A 20,717-nucleotide genomic window follows, 5' to 3' on the forward strand; every position below is an offset into this window, starting at 1 on the left:
CGTCGTCGCGAGCCTGAGCTCGGCGACCAACCGATGCTGGAAAGAGCGAGCCTGAAGCCTCGCTGTCCAGCGCCGCGTTTGGACCGCGAGGCTTAGGGCTCGCTTTTCGGGCGGCCGGCTTTTCTGATTCACGCCGCCGCGAGCACGACTTCCTTATATTCCGGGATCACCTCCTCGGGCGAGCCGACCGCGCGCACCGACCCGTCGTCGATCCAGATGAGCCGGTCGCAGAGGGTGGCGAGGAAGTGGAGATCGTGGGAGACGACCAGGATCGTCCCCTTCTTGGCGAAATCCGAGATGAACGCCTCGCATTTGGCCTGAAACACTTCGTCGCCGACCGACAGCGCCTCGTCGACGATGAGAATGTCGGCGTCGGCGTTGGCGCAGATGGCGAAGGCGACGCGCGCCACCATGCCGCTCGAGTAGAGCCGCATCGGCTGATCGAAGAAGGGGCCGATATCGGCGAAAGCGGCGATCGCCGGCAGGCGCTTCTCCACCTCATTGCGCTTGAGGCCGAGAATGGCGCCGCCGATCAGGGCGTTCTCGCGCCCGGTGAGCAGGCCGTCGAAGCCCGAGCCGAGCGCGAGGATCGGCGCCACCCGTCCCTTAACCTCGAAGGAGCCGCGCGTCGGCCGCGTGATGCCGCAGAGAATCTGCAGCAGCGTGGTCTTGCCCGCGCCATTGCGGCCGATGATGCCGACCTTCTCGCCCTTGCCGATCGAGAAGCCGATGTCGTGGAGCACCCAATGCTCTTTGTAGAACTTGCGCCACAGGCCGAACAGCACCTGCTTCAGCTGGTCGTTGCGATGCAGATAGAGCTGGAAGGCCTTGCCGACGCCCTCGCAGCGGATGATGGGCTCAGATGACATCGACGATCACCGATTTGTAGCGCATGAAGAATTGGTAGCCGAAGATGAACACGCCATAGGAGACGACCACCAGCGCGACGTAAGCGAAGGGATCGGGAAGAACCCCGTCGAGCGCCACGCCGCGCAGCATCTCGATATAGTCCCCGATCAGGTTGAAGCGCAGCCAGAAGGTGAGCTTCGGCGGCATTTGCGAGAGCCGATAGAAGATCGGCGTCGCGAACATCAGCACCGGCACCACCGACACCATGATATGGGCGACGTCGCGCGTGAAGGCGCCGAGCGCCATCAGAAACCAGACGAGTCCCATCATGAAGCAGGCGAAGGGAATGACGAGCAGCGGCGTGAGCAGGATCGTCCACGGCAGCTCCTGCGCGGTGACGAGGCGGAACGCCATATAGACGGCGAAGCTCACGCCCGCGTAGACGAAGGCGCGGATCGTCGCCACCCAGGCGATGGTCTCGCTCGGGAAGATCGACTTCTTGACGAAGGTGACATGCTCGTGCAGCAGCATCGGCGCGCGATAGGCGAGCTCGCTGAACAGGTTGAAGACGGTCAGCCCGATGAAGATGCCGGCCGCGTATTTGGCGATGCTCATGCCCTCGGACAGCTGAGGGAGCGTGATGGAGAACAGCGCCGTATAGGTGAGCAGCATGACGAGCGGCGACAGAACCGCCCACAGCGGGCCGAGCACGGAGCCGCGGAACCTCACCGTGAGCTCCCGGCGCACCACGGCGCGGATCAGCTCCCGGTGATGCCAGGCGCGCTCGAAGGGGGCGACGGCTGCCGAAAGGGAGGTCGGGGCGAGCGACTGCAGGTCAGGGCTCCATGGAAAGGTGATTGCGCCGAACCGCATAGACCAGTTTGCGGCCGCTCGTGTCAACGGTCGCCGACACGGACGGTCGAGAGGAGATCGAGAGGAGGCTTGACCCGCGCCGCCGAGGCGCCATTCTCTCGTCATGATCCGCATGGGCCATCCTCACGCGCCGCCGCCGGGATCGAGCGGCCTCGCCAATCTCGGCGAGCGTCCGCGCGAGATTTTCCGCCAGATCGTCGACACTTACCTCGCGAGCGGCGACCCGGTCGGCTCGCGCCAGCTGTCCCGCCTGCTGCCGATGACGCTGTCGCCGGCCTCGGTCCGCAATGTGATGCAGGACCTCGAGGAATTGGGCCTCGTTTATGCGCCTCACACCAGCGCCGGCCGCATGCCGACCGAGCTCGGCTTGCGCTTCTTCGTCGATTCGCTGCTGCAGATCGGCGACATGGAGGAGAACGAGCGGGCGCAGATCGAGGCTCAGGTCGAGGCCGCCTCCAAGGATCATGATCTCGAGCGCGTGCTGGCGGAGGCGACCAGCCTGCTCTCGGGGCTGACGCGCGGCGCCGCGGTGGTGGTCACCAGCAAGGACAATGCGCGGCTGAAGCAGATCGAATTCGTGCGGCTCGAGCCGGAGCGGGCGCTCGCCATTCTCGTCGGCGAGGACGGCTCGGTCGAGAACCGCGTTCTGCAGGTGCCGCGCGATCTGCCGGCCTCCTCGCTGGTCGAGGCGGCGAATTATCTCAACGCCCGCATCCGCGGCCGCACCCTCGCCGATTTGCGCAGCGAGATCGAAACGGCGCGCAGGGCCGCGCAGACGGAGCTCGACACGCTGACGGCGAGGCTGGTCGAGGCGGGCCTCGCGAGCTGGGGCGGCGCCGGGGCGGAGCACCGCCAGCTCATCGTTCGCGGCCAGGCCAATCTGCTCGAGGATTTGACGGCCATGGCCGATCTCGAGCGCATTCGCCTGCTGTTCGCCGACCTCGAGACCAAGACCGAAGTCATCGACCTGCTGGAGCGGGCCGAGACGGGGGAAGGCGTGCGCATCTTCATCGGCTCCGAAAACAAGCTGTTCTCGCTCTCGGGCTCGTCGATGATCGCCGCGCCCCTGCGCGACGGGGACAAGCGCATCGTCGGCGCGCTCGGCGTCATCGGCCCGACGCGGCTCAATTATGCGCGCATCGTGCCCATGGTGGATTACACGGCCAAGGTGGTGGCGCGGATCGTCGCCGGCGGCGGCAAATGAGCGTCGGAGCCAAATGAGCGTCGAGACGATATGAACGCTCGGATGACGAGGCGATGATCATTTCCTGCGCCGCCGATTTCCGCGACGCCGCGCGGAAAAGACTGCCGCGGTTCCTCTTCGATTACATCGACGGCGGCGCCAATGACGAGACGACGCTGCGCGCCAATCTCGAGGATTTGCGCGCCGTGCGGCTGCGCCAGCGCGTGCTGTGCAGCCTGCCCGAGGTCTCGCTCGCAACCGAATTCTTCGGCCGCCCCGCCGCCCTGCCGGTCGCTCTCGCCCCCGTCGGCCTCGCCGGAATGGCGGCGCGGCGCGGCGAGGCGCAGTCTGCGGCGGCGGCCATGGCGAGGAATATTCCTTTCACGCTCTCCACCGTGTCGATCTGCCCGCTCGAGGAGGTGGCCGCCGCCTGTCCGCGGCCGATCTGGTTCCAGCTCTATGTGCTGAAGGACCGCGGCTTCATGCGGCACATGCTGGAGCGGGCGCGCGCCGCCGGGGTCGAGACGCTCGTCTTCACTGTCGATCTGCCGGTCCACGGCTCGCGCTATCGCGACGCGCATTCCGGCCTCTCCGGGCCCTTCGTGCGCACGCGCCGCCTCGCTCAGGCGATGGGGCGGCCGGGCTGGACATATGACGTCGGCCTGATGGGGCGCCCGCACGATCTCGGCAATATTTCCAGATATCTCGGCAAGCGCACCGGCCTCATCGACTACATCGGCTGGCTCGGCCGCAATATCGACCCGACCATCGGCTGGCCGGATATCGAATGGGTCCGCGAGTTCTGGCCCGGCCCGATGATCCTCAAGGGCATTTTGGACGTCGAGGACGCGCGTGAGGCCGTCCGCTTCGGCGCGGATGGACTCGTCGTCTCCAATCACGGCGGCCGCCAGCTCGACGGCGCGCTTTCGACGGCGAAAGCGCTGCCGCCGATCGCCGACGCGGTGGGAGGCGAGCTCACAATCCTCGCCGATTCGGGCGTGCGCTCGGGACTCGACGTCGTGCGCATGCTGGCGCTCGGCGCGAGGGGCGTGATGCTCGGGCGCGCCGCGACGTTCGCCCTGGCGGCGGGCGGGCGCGGCGGCGTCGAGACGATGCTCGACCTTCTCGCCGCGGAAATGCGCACCGCGATGATTTTGACGGGCGTTTCCTCGATCGCTGCGATCGACCGCTCGATCCTCGCCTGACGCTCCGTCCTGCATCGATCACAGGCCGCCGCCGCCGCCGCGGTCCCGAAGCGCTGCTTTTCAGCCGGCGTCCGCCGAAATTTCCGTCCTGTTTACCTTCTCGCGACATTCTCTCGGAGGTAATGGTGAAGGTCTAGATTGGAAAGCAAAAAACAACCCGTCAAAAAAGCGCCAAATTGTAAATTCAGTCTACGTATCATGCCGTGCCTGCGAGTATGAACTGTATCTCGTGTGGCATTTCTCCAGTGACTCGACGCAGTGCAAGCGTCGTAACCGAGTGCGTTACGGACACAGCTCCGAAAGTGGGGGTGAATGACTCAGACGACCGGCGACAATAACGAGCTCTACACCGAAAACCGCCGCGCCTTTTCCCGCAGAATCGTCTTCTCGGCCGTTCTTCTCGCCGGCGCCGCGACCTCCGGCGCGCTGATCTGCGTCGCCGATGGCGACAAAGATGCCGGTCAGGCCGCCGTCCGGTCGGTTTCCAATCCCTTCGGCGCCATGCTCGTCGATCTGCGTTCGCGAGTTGTGGCGGAGGTCGCTTCGCTCGCGCCGATCGAGGCGCGGAGCGGATCGGCGACGAATGGCGAGACGGAGGCGGCCGAGCCGGCCAAAACTTCAGAGGCCGCGCGTTCCGAGGCTGCGCCCGCCTCCGCGGCGGCGCCACGCGCGCCCGTCGCCGAGCGCATCGCGCCGACGCCGCCGCGCCGCCCGTCCGAATTCGCCTTTCCGTTCGGACGCGAGGGGTTTCGCGCGCCGGCGCGCGACATTGCGGCGAAGAAGACCGCGCTGTCGCCCGCGCCGGCCGACAATCGCTCGCTATTCGAGAAGTTCTTCGGCGCTTTGCAGCCGACGTCCTCGGCGCTCGCCTATGCGCCATCCGACACGCGAGTTTCCGACGCTTGGCGCGCGAGCGCCAATCCGGCGCTGCGCTATGAAGAGGGCACCGCCGTCTACGACATAACCGGCCATACGGTCTATCTGCCGAACGGCGCCAAGCTCGAGGCGCATTCCGGACTCGGCGACAAGTTCGACGATCCGCGCTTCGCTCATGTGCGCATGCATGGCGTCACGCCGCCGCATGTCTACGATCTCACTCTGCGCGAGAAGCCCTTCCACGGCGTGCGCGCGATCCGGCTGACGCCGGTCGGTGGAGAGGGCAACGTCTTCGGCCGCGTCGGCCTGCTCGCGCATACCTATATGCTCGGCGCGCGCGGCGATTCGAACGGCTGCGTGTCCTTCAAGAATTATGCGGCTTTCCTTCGCGCCTTCGAAAAGGGCGAGGTCAAGCGGCTCGTCGTCGTCGCCCGGCTCGACTGAACCAGGCGCGACGAGATCATCTTCGGGCAGGGCGGCGGAGGCGCGATGCGCTCCCGCCGCCCTCGCATTTTCTATGCTCGAATCGCGCGCCTTCACCGACGCGCGCGGCGTATAGTTACGTATGGACTTGGCGCCTCGAAGAGAGGAAACGAATGACGCGGCGTCGGCTCTCGCCGCCCGCGCATTGCCGCGCGGAAGCGTTCCTTTACTCGTTTGCACTCGCCAAGATTCACCGATGATCGATCTTCATTCTCATTTTCTTCCGGGCGTCGACGATGGCGCGGCCGATCTCGCGACGGCGCTGGACATGGCGCGCATGGCGGTCGCGGACGGCGTCACCATCCAGGCCTGCACGCCGCATATACTGCCCGGCCTCTATCACAATACCGGCCCGGAGATTCGCCTCGCGATCCGCGCGCTGCAGGACCAGCTCGACCAGAACGATATTCCGCTGACGCTGGTCTCCGGCGCCGATGTCCATCTCGCGCCCGATCTCGTCGAAGGGCTGCGCTCCGGGCGCGTGCTGTCGATCGCCGACACGCGCTATGTGCTGGTCGAGCCGCCGCATCACGTGGCGCCGCTTCGGCTCGTCGAATCCTTCTTCAGCCTGCTGCTCGCCGGTTACGTTCCCGTCCTCACGCATCCCGAGCGCCTGTCCTGGATCGGCTCGCATTATGCGTCGATCGAAAAGCTCTATCAGAGCGGCGTGCTCATGCAGCTCACGGCAGGCTCGCTCGTCGGCGCGTTCGGACGCGCGCCGCGCTATTGGGCCGAGCGCATGCTGGACGAAGGACGCGCGCATATTCTCGCATCGGACGCGCATGGCGTCGGACGGCGGCGACCCAATCTCGGCCAAGGATTCGAAGCGGCGGCGCAGCGCGTCGGCGAGGAGGAGGCGGCTCTGCTGGTGCTCGGCCGGCCGCGGATGATTTTGGCGAACGAGCCGCCCTCGCGGCTGCCGGCGCCCTCGCGTGCGGCCGTCGCGGCCGCCAATGCGCATGCGCGATCGACGCGAACCTTTGGGGGCGGTCACGGACCGCATGCCGCGACGGGCGACGGCGGCGATGGCGACGGCTGGCGCGATTTTCTCGGCCGCGTGCGAGCAATCTTTCGATGATCGCGGGCTCGTGAGCGGCGCGGACGTCACCGGATCGACACAGGCGGCCGAGCCCGCATCCGAAGAGGAAGTAGGCGAGATGTTCTCTGCCGGCTTGCGGCTCGAGCGCCGGCGCGGCGCGGTGACGCGACGCCTCGTTCAGGCGGCGCCGCCGCGCATCAGCCGCATCACCTCGAGCGCGTCGGCAATCTCGTCGCGACGGCGCGCCACCGCCTCCTCGCCCTCGCGCACCGCCTCTTCCGTGCGATCGAATTCGACGAGGCCGATATGACCGACGCGCGGCGTGATGTGGACATCCGGCGGGTCGCCGGCGAGACGCGAGCGGGTGAGACGATCCTGCATGATGGCGAGCGATGTGGTCATGACGCCGAAAATGCTCGGCCGGTCGGGATCGCGTCGAAAAATGCCGCGCGTGAGGCTGTCGGTCAGAGAGGACATGAAGGGCTTCTGCTTGTCCTCCGCGAGAGTGAGCGGATCGAGGCCCATAGTCGCGGGAAGGCGCGCCGCGTCGCGCGATTTGCCGATGATGTCGGTGTTGAGATTGACCGCGAACACCAATTCGGCGCCGAGCGCGCGGCAGGCGGCGACCGGCAGCGGGTCCACCAGCGCGCCGTCGGCGAGCCAGCGCCCTTCGAGCTCGATCGGCGGAAACAGGCCCGGCAGCGAAAAGGAAGCGCGCAACGCGTCGGCGAGATCGCCCTTCTGCAGCCAGATCTCGTGACCCGTCACCAGATCGGTGGCGACGGCGACGAAGGGAATGGGCAGGGTCTCGATCCGCAGCGGCCCTAGCGCGCGGCGCAATTCCATGTGCAGCCGATCGCCCTTGATGAGGCCGCCATAGCCGAGCTGGAGATCGAGATAGGACATGATGCGCCGTCTGGTGAGCGAGCTCGCCCAGTCCTCGAGCTCGTCGAGCTTGCCGGCGAGGAAGCAGCCGCCGACCAGCGCGCCCGCCGATGCGCCGGCGATCACGTCGAATCGCACGCCGAGGCGGCGAAGCGCGCGCAAAACGCCGATATGCGCCCAGCCGCGCGCCATGCCACTGCTGAGCGCGAGGCCGATCTTGCGCTTTCCCAGCGTCGAGCCGGCGCCCGCGGGCGTCGGTCGTCCCGCGCTATCCTCTTGCATAGGAAACCCTTTTTATCGTCCCACCGAACCCACATATCTGTAGCATCGGCCGTCGCGCCGCGCGACAGGGTCCCGCGCAAGGGGGCGCGCAGATGAGCATGGACGCCGTTGGATTCGTGCATTTTCGTGACATGATCGAGGCGTCGCCGGCGGCGATCATCATGGCTGGCGCGGACGGCTTCGTGCGCTACGCCAATATGGAGACGGAGCGCATGTTCGGCTATGCTCGCGCCGAGCTGATCGGCCGTCCGGTGGAATTGCTCGTGCCGGCGCGGCTGCGCCGCCGCCACGCGCAATTGCGCCGTTTCTACTGCGCCGATCCGTCGCGACGGATGATGGGCGCCCGGCCGACGATGACGATCCGGGCGCGCCGCCGCGACGGCAGCGAGTTCCCGGTCGAGATTGGCCTCGCTCCCGCACAGACCGCCGCCGGCCTCGTCGTGACGGCGACCGTGCTCGACATGAGCGAACGCCGGGCGGTCGAGCGCGAGCTGTGCGCCAGCGTCGCCGAATTGGAGCGCGCCAATGAGCAGCTCGCGCAATTCGCTTATGTCGCTTCGCTCGACCTGCATCAGCCGCTGGCCGAGATCGTCGACTGCTCCGAACGTCTCGAGGCGGCGATGGCCGCGGGAGACTGCGCCGGGGTCGTGCAGGCGAGCAGCCGCATGCGCCATTGCGCGCTCGGCGCCCGCGTCCTCGTCGAGGACCTGTTGATCTACGCCCGCACGATCTATGGCGATCAACGTCTGGAGATTCTGGAGCTCGGCGAGGAGGTGCGGCGCTCTCTGGAGGAGATCGCCCCGTCGATCCCCTGGGGCGAGACGCGGCTCCACATCGATCTTCCCGAGGCGACCTTCATCGCCGACAGGGCGCAGTTCGAGCGGCTCATCCAGAACATCGTCGCCAACGCCGTCAAATATCGCAAGCCCGGCAGCGCCGCGGAGGTGACGATCGCCGGCGCGGTGGACGAGGCCGCCATGCTGACGCTCGAAATCGCCGACCGCGGCGTCGGCTTCGACCCGGAGTTCGCGCAGCGCATTTTCGAGCCCTTCAGCCGCCCGGCCGGAGTCGAATACGCCGGCGCCGGCATAGAGCTGGCGATCTGCAAATCCATCGCCGACCGCCACGGCTGGCGGATATCGGTCGAGAGCGAGCCGGAGCGTGGCGCGGCCTTCCGCTTTTCCATCCCGACTCTGTTCGCCATTCCGACGCCGCCAGGGGACTGACGCTCTCCGCGCTTGCAAGGTCTTGACTATCGCCTCTTCGCCCCCGATGCTGACGAACGAATTGTTCGGCAAATCGAACATGAGGCGAAAAATTTGGCGAGAGCGCTGCCGGCTATAGAGACAATGTCCGCTTCCGACGCCCAATATGGCCGATTCGTCGAATTCGCGGCGGACCGGCCGCTCGTCACCGACGGCGGGGGGCGCGTCGCGCCGCTCACCATCGGCTTCCAGACCTATGGCGAGCTGAACGCCGCGCGCTCCAACGCCATTCTGCTCTGCCATGCGCTGACCGGCGACCAGCACGCCGCCAATCTGCATCCGCTGACCGGCAAGCCCGGCTGGTGGGACGTGATGGTCGGGCCGGGCAAGCCTTTCGACACGGACCGCTTCTTCGTCATCTGCTCCAATGTGGTCGGCGGCTGCCTCGGCACCACCGGCCCGGCCTCGACCGATCCGGCCACCGGCCGCCCCTATGGCCTCGATTTTCCGGTCGTCACCATCCGCGACATGGTCCGCGCCCAGTCCATGCTGATCGATCATCTCGGCATAGAGACGCTGTTCTGCGTCGCCGGCGGCTCCATGGGCGGCATGCAGGTGCTGCAATGGGCGGCGAGCTATCCGCAGCGCGTCTTCTCCGCCATGCCGATCGCCACCGCGCCCAAGCATTCCTCGCAGAACATCGCCTTTCACGAGGTCGGCCGCCAGGCGGTGATGGCCGATCCCGACTGGCGCGGCGGGCGCTATCTCGAGCAGGGCGTGCGGCCCGAGAAGGGCCTCGCCGTCGCGCGCATGGCCGCTCATATCACCTATCTCTCGGAGCCGGCGCTGCAGCGCAAGTTCGGCCGCAAGCTGCAGGACCGCGATGCGCCGACCTTCTCCTTCGACGCCGATTTCCAGATCGAGAATTATCTGCGCTATCAGGGCATGGCCTTCGTCGACCGCTTCGACGCCAATTCCTATCTCTATGTGACGCGCGCCTGCGATTACTTCGATCTCGCGGCCGACTACGGCGGCTCGCTGGCTCAGGCCTTCACGGGCGCGAAGACGCGCTTTTGCGTCGTCGCCTTCAATTCCGACTGGCTCTATCCGACCTCCGCCTCGCGCGCGATCGTGCATGCGCTCAACGCCGGCGGCGCGTCCGTCTCCTTCGTCGAGATCGACAGCGACAAGGGTCATGACGCCTTCCTCGTGCATGAGCCGGAGTTCATCGCGACGACGCGCGGCTTCCTCGAATCCGCCGCGGCGGCGCGCGGGCTGCCGCCGCGCGCCGGAGGGACGCGCGCATGAATGCTCCGTCCCCGCCTCCGCCGCCGCGCGCGGTTCGCGTCGATCTCGCCGCCGTCGCCGCAATCGTGACGCCGGGCAGCCGCGTGCTGGACGTCGGCTGCGGCGACGGCGCGCTGCTGCAATGGCTCGCCGAGACGCGGCAGGTGGACGGACGCGGCGTCGAATTGTCCCAGCGCGGCGTCAATGATTGCGTCGCCAAGGGCCTGTCGGTCATTCAGGGCGACGCCGACACCGATCTTGCCGATTATCCGACCGACGGATTCGATTATGTGATCCTCTCGCAGACGCTGCAGGCGACGCGGCGGCCCAGGGATGTGCTGGTCAATATGCTGCGCATCGGCCGGCGCGCGATCGTCTCCTTCCCCAATTTCGGCCATTGGCGCGTGCGCCTGTCGCTGCTCCTCGGCGGGCGCATGCCGCTCACGCCCACGCTGACCGAGAACTGGTACGAGACGCAGAACATACATCTCTGCACCATCAAGGATTTCGTCGAGCTCGTCGCCGATATCGGCGCACATATCGAGCGCGGCGTCGCGCTCGATCACTCCGGCCGGCCGATTCGCGTGCATGCGCCCTGGTGGGTGTGGAATCTGCTCGGCGCGCAGGCGATTTTTCTGCTCGAGCGCAACGAAGGAAAAAATATCTCGCCGCCTCCGTGATGGCGCGTAGACGGTTGAATCGCACGCGAATAGGGACGCGCAAAATTCGCCGCTCCGCATATTCGCCCAAATCCGCGGCGGGCCCGGGCGAGACAATGCAAGGCCCGCAAATTCAAAGCCGTCTCTGCGTCTCGCGCGACGTCTCGCAATTTCCTGCGCGACCTCTCGTCACTGCCCCACAGCTTTCCCAGCGCCTCCGATCGCGATAGATTGCCAATAATGATCGACGGAGCGCGATTTGCGCGCCAATCCGTCGGCGAAATGGGGTTCGCCCGGAGCGCTCGATGCCCGAGACGCCGTCTCTGAGGGACGTGCCGCTGTTCGCGTCTGTCGATGGGCAGACGTTGCAGCGCTTGGCGCGCGACTCCAAGATCGAATCTTTCGACGATGGAGCGACGATCTTCCGCCAAGGCGATCGCGCGCTCTGCGTGGTCGTCGTGCTCGAGGGCTATGTGAAGCTGTCGCGCACCGCCGCCTGCGGCGACGAGACTCTGATCAACATCTGCGCGGTCGGCGAGAGCCTCTACGAGGCGCTGACGCCGGACGGCGAGCACTATCGCGTCGGCGCCGAGGCTATCGGCGACGTCTGCGCGATGAAGCTGCCGGCGACGCGCTTTCGCAATGCGATGCGCGAATCGTCCTCTCTCGCCGGAGCCGTGATCGCGGAGGCGTCGCGCAAGGTGAGCGCGCTGATCGGCGAGATCGAAGCGCTGAAGGGCCTCAACGCCGATCAGCGGCTCGCGCGGTTCATCCTGTCGCTGTGCCCGCCGGGCGAGGACAGCTGCAGCATTCGCCTTCCCTATGACAAGCGGCTGATCGCGGCGCGTCTCGGCGTGAAGCAGGAGACGCTCTCGCGCGCCTTCGCCAAGCTGCGCGACATCGGCGTGCGCACGGAGATGCGCGACGTGCAGGTCGAGAATGTGCTGCGCCTCGCCGCGGAATGCCGTGGCGATGGCAGGGGCGCGTGCGTCGCGGACCGTCGCGAGGCGGCCGAGAGCCGCGACGCCGTGCTCTGATGCGGCGCGCGGGCCCGACGGCTCGCGGTCCGACCTGCCCCTGGACCGCGAGCCTGAAGGCCCGCATGCTCGCGCGTCAGCCATGCTCGACGAAGCTCTCCAGCACCATCTTGCGCCCGGCCTTGTCGAAATCGACCGACAGCTTGTTGCCGTCGACCGCCGCCACTGTTCCGGGGCCGAATTTCTGGTGGAACACGCGCGCGCCGATGGCGAAGCGCGACGAGCCCGTCGACTTCGCCAGCACCTCGCCCTCGATGGTCGGCGGCGCGCGGCGGCGCGCGGGCGCCGATTCGCGCGCCGCCTGCGCGCGCTTCCAGCCGGGCGTCGAATAGCTCGAGCCATAAGAATCCATATTGGCGAAGCGCGACACGCCATAAGAGCCATATTGCGAGGCGCCCGCCGCCTCCGTCACCTCGACGTCCGAGGCCGGAAGCTCATCGAGGAAGCGCGAGGGAATCGTCGATTGCCAAAGGCCGTGAATGCGGCGGTTGGTGGCGAAAAAAATCTTCAGGCGGCGCTTCGCGCGCGTGACGCCCACATAAGCGAGGCGGCGCTCCTCCTCGAGGCCGGCGCGGCCATTGTCGTCCAATGAGCGCTGATGCGGGAACAGCCCTTCCTCCCAGCCGGGGAGATAGACGGTCTCGAATTCGAGGCCCTTGGCGCCATGCAAGGTCATGATCGACACGCGCTGCTGATCGGCGGCCTCATCCGTCTCCATCACCAGCGAGACATGCTCGAGGAAGCCCGCGAGATCGGGGAACTCCTCCATCGCGCGCACCAGCTCTTTCAAATTCTCGAGACGGCCGGCGGCCTCGGGCGTCTTGTCGTCGCGCCACATCTGCGTATAGCCGGATTCGTCGAGCACCAGCTCGGCCAGCTCATTCTGCGGCGTCGTGTCGATGAGCCCGCGCCAGCGGTCGAAATCGGCCATGAGATTGCGCAGCGTCGCGCGGGGCTTCGCCTTCAGCTCCTCGGTCTCGACGATGATTCGCGCCGCCTGCGTCAGCGGAACCGACGCCCGTCGCGAATAATCATGCAGCACTTGCAGCGTCGCGTCGCCGAGCCCGCGCTTGGGCGTGTTGACGATGCGCTCGAAGGCGAGATCGTCGAAAGGCTGCGCGACGCAGCGCAGGTATGCGAGCGCGTCGCGGATTTCCAGCCGCTCATAAAAGCGCGGGCCGCCGACCACGCGATACGGAAGCCCGAGCGTGATGAAGCGCTCCTCGAACTCGCGCATCTGGAACGAGGCGCGCACCAGAATGGCGATCTCGTCCAGCGCATGGCCCTTGCGCCGCAATTGCTCGATATCCTCGCCGATGGCGCGGGCTTCCTCCTCGCTGTCCCAGACGCCGGTGACGGTCGGCTTGTCGCCGTCGGCGCCCTCGGTGAACAAGGTCTTGCCGAGCCGGCCTTCATTATGCGCGATGAGATGCGAGGCGGCGGCGAGGATGTGGCCGGTCGAGCGATAATTGCGCTCGAGCCGCACGATCTTCGCGCCCGAAAAATCCTTCTCGAAGCGCAGGATGTTCTCGACCTCGGCGCCGCGCCAGCCATAGACGCTCTGATCGTCGTCGCCGACGCAGCAGACATTGTGGCGGCCCTGCGCGATGAGCCGCAGCCACAGATATTGCGCGGTGTTGGTGTCCTGATATTCGTCGACGAGAATATAGCGGAAGCGCTGCTGATATTCGGCGAGCACATCGGCGTTCTCGCGGAAAAGGCGCAGAGCCTCGAGCAGCAGATCGCCGAAATCGACCGCATTGAGGATTTTCAATCGCTCCTGATAGAGCCCGTAGAGCTTGCCGCCCTTGCCGTCGGCGAAGCCGCGCGCCTCGCCGGCGGGGACTTGCGCGGGCGTCAGCCCGCGGTTCTTCCAGGCGTCGATCTGATGCGCGAGCGCGCGCGGGGGCCAGCGCTTGTCATCGATATTTTCGGCCTGCAGCACCTGCTTCAGCAGGCGGATCTGGTCGTCCGTGTCGAGAATGGTGAAGTTGGATTTGAGCCCGACCAGCTCGGCGTGGCGGCGCAGGATTTTCGCGCTGATCGCGTGGAATGTGCCGAGCCATTGCAGCGCCTCGGCGCCGGGGCCGGCGAGGGCCTCGATGCGCTCGCGCATCTCGCGCGCCGCTTTGTTGGTGAAGGTGACGGCGAGGATTTCCCATGGCCGCGCCTTGGCGCTGGCGAGAATATGCGCGATGCGCGTGGTGAGCACGCGCGTCTTGCCGGTGCCGGCGCCGGCCAGCACCAGCAGCGGGCCGTCGATCGTCTCGACGGCGGCGCGCTGCTCGGGGTTGAGCGCTTCGAGAAAGCGGTTGCGGCCGGCGAGCGCCGCGCGGGCCGCTATGCCGCCCTCGCGGGGCGTGAACTCCTCCGTCGGAAGGGGACGTGTCAAATCGCGGGACTCCCTGGTCGAGTCAGCGAGGATATAGGAGAACGGAAGGCGAATCACCCTGGTTCCGCGCCGCGGCCGTTCATCCATTGTGGAGATCGGCGCGCATGATCCGCCCCGCCGCCGTTTCCGGCGCGGGAGATGGGAGGTCCGGAACGCCGCGGCGCCGTTTTCGGCCGCGGAAAAAAGAAGAGAGCGTCGGAGCCGGAACGTTCCGGACCACGGCTGCCTTTTCTGTTCGCCGTCTGCGGGCTCAGGGTCCTTGCTCCCTTTCGGGTAATCGGTCCCCGTGCGAGCCTCGCATATTCGGTCCCGCTCTCGCCTCGCTTTCGCGAGGCCCTCCGCACGAACGAGGAGCCGGAGCCGGCGACGTGACGTCGCAGGGTTTCGAGAGAGGGTCGCCTCCCGTCCCTGCGAACCGCGCCCCTCCGACGTCGCCCGACCGGTCGGGCACCGCCCCATGCGGCGGAAGCGGGGGAGGAAATAGGAAAAATGTCGGCATATATCAACATGGGGCTGCAGCGCGGGATTTCATCTGATTGACGTTGTGAAATCGATATGCAATTGTCTGGAACGAGCGTCGCTGCAACTCGCCCCGATCTCTCGGGTCCGGAGGAAGCGACGATCCAAAAAAGAAGCGCAGGCCTTGACCATGGCGACCGCAGTCAGCCGGATACTCGATCATCTTCGCAGCGATGGCGGGCTGCAGGGGAAGGACATTGCGAACATCGTCGCCGTGTCGCCGGCCACTGTCTCGCGCTGGTCGAGCGGCAAGGCGACCCCCGACCTGCGGACGCAGACGGTCATCGCAGAGCTGCGTTACGTCGTCGATCGCCTGTCGGACTTCTACACGCCCGACGAAACGCGCTTGTGGCTCCACGCGAAGCACCCGATGTTGAACGGCGAGCGTGCGATCGATCTCATCAATGCCGGACGGACGGAGGCGGTGCTCGCCGTCATCGAGGCGCTGGCGTCCGGCGCCTACGCCTGATGGCCACGGAAAATCGCAAGGCGCGCGATCTGCAACTCCTCGATGCGATCGACGCATTCCCGCGCGATCCGTTCGAAGGGCGCACGTGGCGCGTCGCTCCCGCGGGACGGGATCCGACCCTCGGCGGCCCTTCCCAGAGCCGCTGGTGCAACGGCGCGTTCGACGTGTTGTATACGTCGCTGGAGCGGGACGGAGCCATCTCCGAAGTTCACGCGCTATTGTCCCTGCAGCCCGTATTTCCTTCGAAGCCGGCCTGGTTCTGCTTCGAATTGGCCGTTCGATCGACGAAAACGCTGCGTCTGGCCGATCTGTCGACTTTGCAGACGCTCGGCGTCGAGGCCGCGGATTACCCGCGTCGCAATTACGAACGAACGCAGAGCATAGCGGACGCGGCGTTTTTCCTGGGGTTCGACGGAGTGGTCACGCCGAGCGCGCGATGGCCCGGCGCCAATCTCATCCTGTTCACGTCCCGCCTGGAGCCGGCGAGCATCGAGCTCAAATCCGACAGCGGCGAGGCGATCGATTGGAAGACGTGGAAGAGGCGTGCGAGCGCGACGGAATCGTGAAGTTCTTCGCACGCCCTATGGCGGGGCCGCCTTATCTCCCGCGAGCGGGAGAAGGATGCGCCGAGAGTCGGGCCGACCCCTCAGTCGATCGAGGAGATGCGGATCGCCGCGTCGAGGTCGGCGTGGACGACCTTGAGGCCCGCCTTGGCGACGGCGGCTTCATCCGCATACCAGGTCGACTCATGGTCGAGCCCGCCATATTTGTTGAAGACCATCACATATTTGGCCTTCAAATCCACCTCGCAGCGAAGCCCTTTGCCGGGTCTGTCGATGGGGCGCATCTTGCCGTCCCAATCGATGAAATAGCCGCCGGTCGACTCGGACATTTCCTGTTCCCTTTCGAACATTTCCCTTGCGAGTCGCCAAAAAGCAGATTCCGGGCCAGGGCTCGGCGAAGGCGAGACAGAACCGCGTCTCATGCGATATGACGCGCCGCGACCGGCGGCGCAGCCTGCGCCGCTCCATCACGCGAGAGCCGAGGACCAGAGCGGATGCCGTTGCGTCGAAAACTGTCGCGCCTCCACGATCTCTTTTCGATCCGCACCTCGAGATATTTCAACGGCGAATGGTATCTGCACGTCTATCCCGACGTGAAGGCCAAAGGGCTGGACCCGGCGCGGCATTATCTCGACCATGGCGCGGTCGAAAAGCGCGATCCGAGCTGGGCCTTCTCGACCGCCGCCTATCTCGACAGCCACCCGGAGCTCGCCCGCTCGGGGCTCAACCCGCTGCTGCATTTCATCCGCTCGGGCGCGCGCCGCCGCGAGCCCGCGCCCTCGTCGGCATGCCGGAGCGCGCCGCTCGTGGATGCGCCCAGCCTGATCGACGTCGAGGCGGCGTTCGACCGCCTCGCGGCGGAACGGCGACCCGCCAGCGTGCTGGAGGCCGGCACGCTGCAGTCGAGCCCCGGCGTCTCGACCCATTCGCATGGGCGCTTTCCTTGGGTGGCGCGGCGAGATTATGTGAAGCTCGATATTTTCGCCGGGCCGGACGTGGATGTGGTCGGCGATCTTCACGCCCTGCCGGCGGAATGGTCGGGGAGATTCGACTGCATCCTCGCCAATGCGGTGTTCGAGCATCTCGAGCGGCCCTGGATCGCCGCCCGCGAGATCGCCCGCGTGCTCGCTCCGGGCGGGATATTCCTCGTCGCGACGCATCAGAGCTTTCCGCTCCACTCCCATCCGAGCGATTTTTTTCGCTTCAGCCGCGAAGCCTTGCGCCTCATTTTCGAGGACGCGGGGCTCGTCGTCGACGCGGCCGACTACAAGCATCGCTGCGCGATCATTCCGCCGCCCGCGGTGATGCCGCGGTGCAAGGTCGAGACCTGGAACGCGACCTTTCCGTCCTTCATCCTGGTGCAGGCGGCCGGACATAAGAGCGAGGGCCGGTCGAGTTGAGGGGGGGCGGACAGCGAGCCTTCAGGCTCGCTCTCGAAGCCCATCAAATTCGATGAAGCAGATCACTAGACTTAGCAGCTGGACGCGAGCCGCCGGGGCTCACGCAATTCGCGCATAGACCGCGTCGATCTCGGCGCCCTGGTCGAGCCCCGCCACCACGGAGACGGCGAGCCCGCGCGATTCGCTCGCTTCTCGGGCCCGCGCTGCGAGCCGTCGCGCCTCTTCTTCATTCGGCGCGAAGGCGAAGCCGGTCGGCCCCCAGGAGGTCTGCCCGATGCCGGTCGCGCCCGCTTCGGCGAGCCCGGCGAGCAGCCGCTCGACGGCGACGCTGGTGAAGCGGCGGCCGCCCTGCGCCGGCGCGAAATAATCGCCGACAACGGCTTGAATCTGCGTGATCGCCGCGCCGAAAGCGGCAAAATCCGCCTCCGCCGCCGCCGGCAGCGCCTGCATCAGCACGAGCCGGCACAGCCGCCCGGCGTCGGCCTCGGAGAAAGGCGGCAGCTCGGCGAAAGCCTTGCGCTCCTCGGCTCCGTGCAGGCCGATGGCGGCGGGGTCGCGGACCAGCAGAATGCGCCAGTCGGGCGGAAAGGGCAGGCGGGCGACGACCGGCGGCGTCCGCGTCGCCGCGCCGCGGCCGCCGTCGACCACCAGCCCGCCGCGCGAAAACAGGCCGGCGCCGAGCCCGGAGCGGGCGCCGCGCTGCAGCAGCTCGGCGTCGGCCTCCGTGTCCTGCGCCAAATCCTCGAGCCGCCGCAGCGCCGCTGCGATCGCCAGCGCCAGCTGCGTGCCCGAGCCGAGGCCCGAATGGGGCGGAATGGCCTCGTCCACGACGAGCCGATAGTGCTTGCCGGGGGCGAGCGCCGCGACCATGCGGCCGAGCAGCATGGCCGCGCGTTCGGCGTCGGCGCCGGCGACGCTCGTCGTCGCCGCCGGCTCGAGCGTGAGCCGCGTCGCCGGCGCGTCGATGGAGAGCCCGAGCCCGCCGAACCTGCGGCCGAGCGCGCCGTTCATGTCGAAAAAGCCGAGGTGCAGTCTCGCGGCCGCGGCGACGCTCACTCTGGTCGGCATGGCGCCTCGTTTCAGACTTCGTGCGGATTTTCCGCTATATCTCGCTTCCCGGCGCGCGCCGGCAACCCGAGAGCTGCGGGCGCGAATTCGAAATGGCCGAGTAAGGCGCCGCGCGTGCGAAGGCAAGAGCCCGGCCGCCGGGCCGAACGGAGGAGGGGACCGTCATGGCGAAAGAGGAGCGCGTCTACAGCGAGGAGGAGGTCACGGCCCGCCTCGCCGCCGAGCTGCCGCACTGGCGGCTCGAGAACGGCTGGATCCGCCGCAAATACAAGACTCACGGCTGGAAAGGCACGCTGATGGCCGTCAACACGATCGGCCATCTCTCCGAGGCCGCCTGGCACCATCCGGACATTACTCTGTCCTACGCCTGGCTCGAGGTGCGGCTGCTGACGCATACGGCCAAGGGCGTTACCGACAAGGATTTCGAGCTCGCCCGCAAGATCGAGGAGGTCGTCTGCTGGCGGCCCGGCGCGGAGGGCGGCGCGCTCGAGGGCACGCCCGAGAGCGACCAGCGCTTCGCCTACATCAAATACGACGCGTGACTGGCGTCGATGAAAATGGCTGGCGTTCGAGGGCGAGCCTTCAGGCTCGCTCAAATCGGCTGAATCACGCCGCGAGAGGGCGTCACGTGAATTGGCTCTCTCTCCTCGCCTCGATCCGCGCGGCTCACCCGCTTCACTTTCGGAGAAACATGTGACGACGACGACCGAGGCCTCGCGAGAGCGGTTCTTCTCGCTCATCGGAACGCGGCCCGTCATCATGGGCATCGTCAATGTGACGCCCGATTCCTTTTCCGACGGCGGGCGTTTCCTCGCCCCGCAGGCGGCGCTGGCCCAGGCGCGAAAGCTCGCCGCGGAGGGCGCCGACATCGTCGACATCGGGGCCGAATCGACGCGGCCCGGACACACGCCCTTGTCGGCGGAAGAGGAATGGGCGCGGCTCGAGCCGCTGCTCGCCGCCCTCGTCGCCGATTGCGGCGTTCCGGTCTCGATCGACACCTACAAGGGGCGGACGGCGCGGCGCGCGCTGGCCGCCGGCGTCGCGGTGGTCAACGACATCTGGGGCCTGCAGCGGGACCCCGATATGGCGCATGCGATCGCCGAGGCGGGGGTGGGCGTCGTCGTCATGCACAATCGGGAGAGCGTCGACGCCTCGATCGACATCGTCGACGACATGCGCCGCTTTTTCGAACGCTCGCTGGCCATCGCCGAATCGGCCGGCGTGCCGAGGAGCCGCATCCTGCTCGATCCGGGAATCGGCTTCGGCAAGACGCGCGAGCAGGATTTCGCCGCGCTGCGGGCGGTTCCGGAACTCGTCGCGCTCGGCCTGCCGCTGCTGATCGGCGTCTCGCGCAAGCGGCTGTTCGGCGCTCTGCTCGGCGCGGAGGTGGACGCGAGGCTCATCGCCACCATCGCCGCCAATCTCATCGCCGCCATGCAGGGGGCGCATGTGTTCCGCGTGCATGACGCGGCCGAGCACAGAGCGGCCTTCGCCGTGCTCGGCACTCTAGAGCGCTTTCCGATCGAACGGAATCGTCCGATCGATCAGAATTCGCTCAAACGAAAGAATGCTGGAGCGTTATCCGATCCATTCGGATCGGATAACGCTCTAAAAGCCCCCTGAGGAGGAGAAATGAGCGATCTGACGCGGGTCGGCTTCGGCTTCGGCAGCAATCTCGGCGACAAGCGGGCCAATATTCGAGAGGCGATTCGGCTCGTCGGCGCGCGCGGGATCGCGACGCTCGACGCGGTCTCGCGCATTTATCGCACGCCGCCCTGGGGCGATGTCGATCAAGGCGATTTCGCCAATGCCTGCGCGCTCGGCTGGACCAGGCTCACGCCCTATGAGCTGCTCGCCGCAGTGAAGACGATCGAGGCCGACATGGGCCGCACGCCCACCCGCCGCTGGGGGCCACGGCTCATCGACGTCGACATCTTGTTCCTCGGCGATCACACGCTCGACGATCCGGAGCTGACCTTGCCGCATAAAGAGTTGTTCGCGCGCGCTTTTGTTCTGATGCCGCTCGCGGAGATCGGGGCGGATCTGCGGCTCGACGGAGCGAGCGTCGCAGAGGCGGCGCAGCGGGTCGCCGCCGAGGGCGTCGCCCCGTGGGAGGAATGTCCAGCGCCCGAACCTGAGCCACAGAGACGCAGCCCTAACGGGTAGTAATTGTATCCTTATGGGCGGGCTCTGGAATCGGCTCTGATAATGTTCATTTTATCGGCTATAATCCGTATCATATGAATATATAGAAAAATTCTATCATTCGCGGTTCGGGTGGGGAGTTGGATCGTATGCGGCGTTCTGACGCCGTCTGATCGGCAGACAAAGAACCACTCATCAGACAGTCGCAACCAACCCGTCTAGATATTGTCATTGAGGCCTTGTACGGAAATGGTTGCGGCTCGCCGAACGAGGGGTTTCGGTGGGCGTTGCGGGGGTT

Annotated in this window: 20 protein-coding genes; 14 read left to right on the forward strand and 6 right to left on the reverse strand. The window is 66.7% G+C overall.

From position 1 onward, the window contains the following. Positions 1-128 precede the first annotated feature (128 nt). Both K3F48_RS16595 and K3F48_RS16600 read right to left on the reverse strand, forming a co-directional pair. Entirely contained in the window at positions 129-869 is a 741-nt protein-coding gene (locus K3F48_RS16595; protein ID WP_222576545.1) for an ABC transporter ATP-binding protein, read from the reverse strand. Next, entirely contained in the window at positions 859-1,722 is an 864-nt protein-coding gene (locus K3F48_RS16600; protein ID WP_222576546.1) for an ABC transporter permease, read from the reverse strand. The genes K3F48_RS16595 and K3F48_RS16600 overlap by 11 nt, the downstream gene beginning before the upstream one ends. Before the next feature lie 103 nt (positions 1,723-1,825). On the opposite strand from K3F48_RS16600, the gene hrcA reads away from it, so the two are divergent. The 4 genes from hrcA (at position 1,826) to K3F48_RS16620 (ending at position 6,547) form a co-directional block, all read left to right on the forward strand. Further along, the gene (hrcA, locus tag K3F48_RS16605; RefSeq protein WP_222576547.1) at positions 1,826-2,926 is read left to right on the forward strand and encodes a heat-inducible transcriptional repressor HrcA; all 1,101 of its coding nucleotides are present in this window, start codon (positions 1,826-1,828) and stop codon (positions 2,924-2,926) included. 53 nt (positions 2,927-2,979) lie between these two features. Next, on the forward strand, positions 2,980-4,110 hold the full coding sequence (gene lldD / locus K3F48_RS16610; protein ID WP_222576548.1) for an FMN-dependent L-lactate dehydrogenase LldD: 1,131 nt from the start codon (positions 2,980-2,982) through the stop codon (positions 4,108-4,110). A 312-nt stretch (positions 4,111-4,422) separates the two neighbouring features. Beyond that, positions 4,423-5,430, forward strand: coding sequence for a DUF2778 domain-containing protein (locus K3F48_RS16615; protein WP_222576549.1), 1,008 nt, complete (start codon positions 4,423-4,425; stop codon positions 5,428-5,430). Between the two features lie 235 nt (positions 5,431-5,665). After that, the gene (locus K3F48_RS16620; protein WP_222576550.1) at positions 5,666-6,547 is read left to right on the forward strand and encodes a tyrosine-protein phosphatase; all 882 of its coding nucleotides are present in this window, start codon (positions 5,666-5,668) and stop codon (positions 6,545-6,547) included. Between the two features lie 138 nt (positions 6,548-6,685). Here the strand turns inward: K3F48_RS16620 and K3F48_RS16625 are convergent, their stop codons facing one another. Beyond that, positions 6,686-7,675 carry a patatin-like phospholipase family protein gene (locus tag K3F48_RS16625; protein ID WP_222576551.1) on the reverse strand — a complete coding sequence of 330 codons (990 nt, stop codon included), beginning with the start codon at positions 7,673-7,675 and terminating at the stop codon, positions 6,686-6,688. Between the two features lie 92 nt (positions 7,676-7,767). On the opposite strand from K3F48_RS16625, the gene K3F48_RS16630 reads away from it, so the two are divergent. The 4 genes from K3F48_RS16630 (at position 7,768) to K3F48_RS16645 (ending at position 11,863) form a co-directional block, all read left to right on the forward strand. After that, complete coding sequence (locus tag K3F48_RS16630; RefSeq protein WP_222576552.1) at positions 7,768-8,901, forward strand: ATP-binding protein; 1,134 nt, start codon at positions 7,768-7,770, stop codon at positions 8,899-8,901. A 123-nt stretch (positions 8,902-9,024) separates the two neighbouring features. Beyond that, a complete protein-coding gene (locus tag K3F48_RS16635) occupies positions 9,025-10,188 on the forward strand; it encodes a homoserine O-acetyltransferase (RefSeq protein ID WP_222576553.1) in 1,164 nt (387 codons plus the stop codon). Further along, positions 10,185-10,847: a methionine biosynthesis protein MetW gene (gene metW / locus K3F48_RS16640; RefSeq protein ID WP_222576554.1), complete on the forward strand. Its 663-nt coding sequence runs from the start codon at positions 10,185-10,187 to the stop codon at positions 10,845-10,847. Before K3F48_RS16635 ends, metW begins: the two co-directional genes overlap by 4 nt. Before the next feature lie 284 nt (positions 10,848-11,131). Further along, on the forward strand, positions 11,132-11,863 hold the full coding sequence (locus K3F48_RS16645) for a Crp/Fnr family transcriptional regulator (RefSeq protein ID WP_222576555.1): 732 nt from the start codon (positions 11,132-11,134) through the stop codon (positions 11,861-11,863). A gap of 76 nt (positions 11,864-11,939) precedes the next feature. On the opposite strand, the gene K3F48_RS16650 is transcribed toward K3F48_RS16645, so the two are convergent. After that, on the reverse strand, positions 11,940-14,255 hold the full coding sequence (locus K3F48_RS16650) for an ATP-dependent helicase (protein ID WP_222576556.1): 2,316 nt from the start codon (positions 14,253-14,255) through the stop codon (positions 11,940-11,942). Positions 14,256-14,904: 649 nt separating this feature from the next. Between K3F48_RS16650 and K3F48_RS16655 the strand changes: the two genes are divergently transcribed. Further along, entirely contained in the window at positions 14,905-15,243 is a 339-nt protein-coding gene (locus tag K3F48_RS16655) for an antitoxin Xre/MbcA/ParS toxin-binding domain-containing protein (protein WP_222576557.1), read from the forward strand. After that, positions 15,243-15,809, forward strand: a complete 567-nt coding sequence (locus K3F48_RS16660) for an RES family NAD+ phosphorylase (protein ID WP_222576558.1) — start codon at positions 15,243-15,245, stop codon at positions 15,807-15,809. Before K3F48_RS16655 ends, K3F48_RS16660 begins: the two co-directional genes overlap by 1 nt. Positions 15,810-15,889: 80 nt before the next feature. On the opposite strand, the gene K3F48_RS16665 is transcribed toward K3F48_RS16660, so the two are convergent. Beyond that, on the reverse strand, positions 15,890-16,135 hold the full coding sequence (locus K3F48_RS16665) for a hypothetical protein (RefSeq protein ID WP_222576559.1): 246 nt from the start codon (positions 16,133-16,135) through the stop codon (positions 15,890-15,892). A 165-nt stretch (positions 16,136-16,300) separates the two neighbouring features. Here K3F48_RS16665 and K3F48_RS16670 point away from each other — a divergent pair, with 165 nt between their 5' ends. Further along, positions 16,301-17,206: a class I SAM-dependent methyltransferase gene (locus K3F48_RS16670; RefSeq protein WP_222576560.1), complete on the forward strand. Its 906-nt coding sequence runs from the start codon at positions 16,301-16,303 to the stop codon at positions 17,204-17,206. A gap of 99 nt (positions 17,207-17,305) precedes the next feature. On the opposite strand, the gene K3F48_RS16675 is transcribed toward K3F48_RS16670, so the two are convergent. Then, positions 17,306-18,274: a beta-ribofuranosylaminobenzene 5'-phosphate synthase family protein gene (locus K3F48_RS16675; protein ID WP_222576561.1), complete on the reverse strand. Its 969-nt coding sequence runs from the start codon at positions 18,272-18,274 to the stop codon at positions 17,306-17,308. Positions 18,275-18,438: 164 nt separating this feature from the next. Here K3F48_RS16675 and K3F48_RS16680 point away from each other — a divergent pair, with 164 nt between their 5' ends. The 3 genes from K3F48_RS16680 to folK all read left to right on the forward strand — a co-directional run bounded on the left by K3F48_RS16680 (position 18,439) and on the right by folK (position 20,440). Beyond that, positions 18,439-18,816: a 4a-hydroxytetrahydrobiopterin dehydratase gene (locus tag K3F48_RS16680; RefSeq protein WP_222576562.1), complete on the forward strand. Its 378-nt coding sequence runs from the start codon at positions 18,439-18,441 to the stop codon at positions 18,814-18,816. A 217-nt stretch (positions 18,817-19,033) separates the two neighbouring features. Continuing rightward, the gene (folP, locus tag K3F48_RS16685) at positions 19,034-19,897 is read left to right on the forward strand and encodes a dihydropteroate synthase (protein WP_255609205.1); all 864 of its coding nucleotides are present in this window, start codon (positions 19,034-19,036) and stop codon (positions 19,895-19,897) included. Between the two features lie 9 nt (positions 19,898-19,906). Next, positions 19,907-20,440 (forward strand): 2-amino-4-hydroxy-6-hydroxymethyldihydropteridine diphosphokinase, encoded by a 534-nt coding sequence (gene folK, locus K3F48_RS16690; protein ID WP_222576563.1) that lies wholly within the window; start codon positions 19,907-19,909, stop codon positions 20,438-20,440. The last annotated feature ends 277 nt before the right edge of the window (positions 20,441-20,717 follow it).

It is taken from the genome of Methylosinus sp. Sm6 (assembly GCF_019802345.1).
Taxonomy (GTDB): domain Bacteria; phylum Pseudomonadota; class Alphaproteobacteria; order Rhizobiales; family Beijerinckiaceae; genus Methylosinus.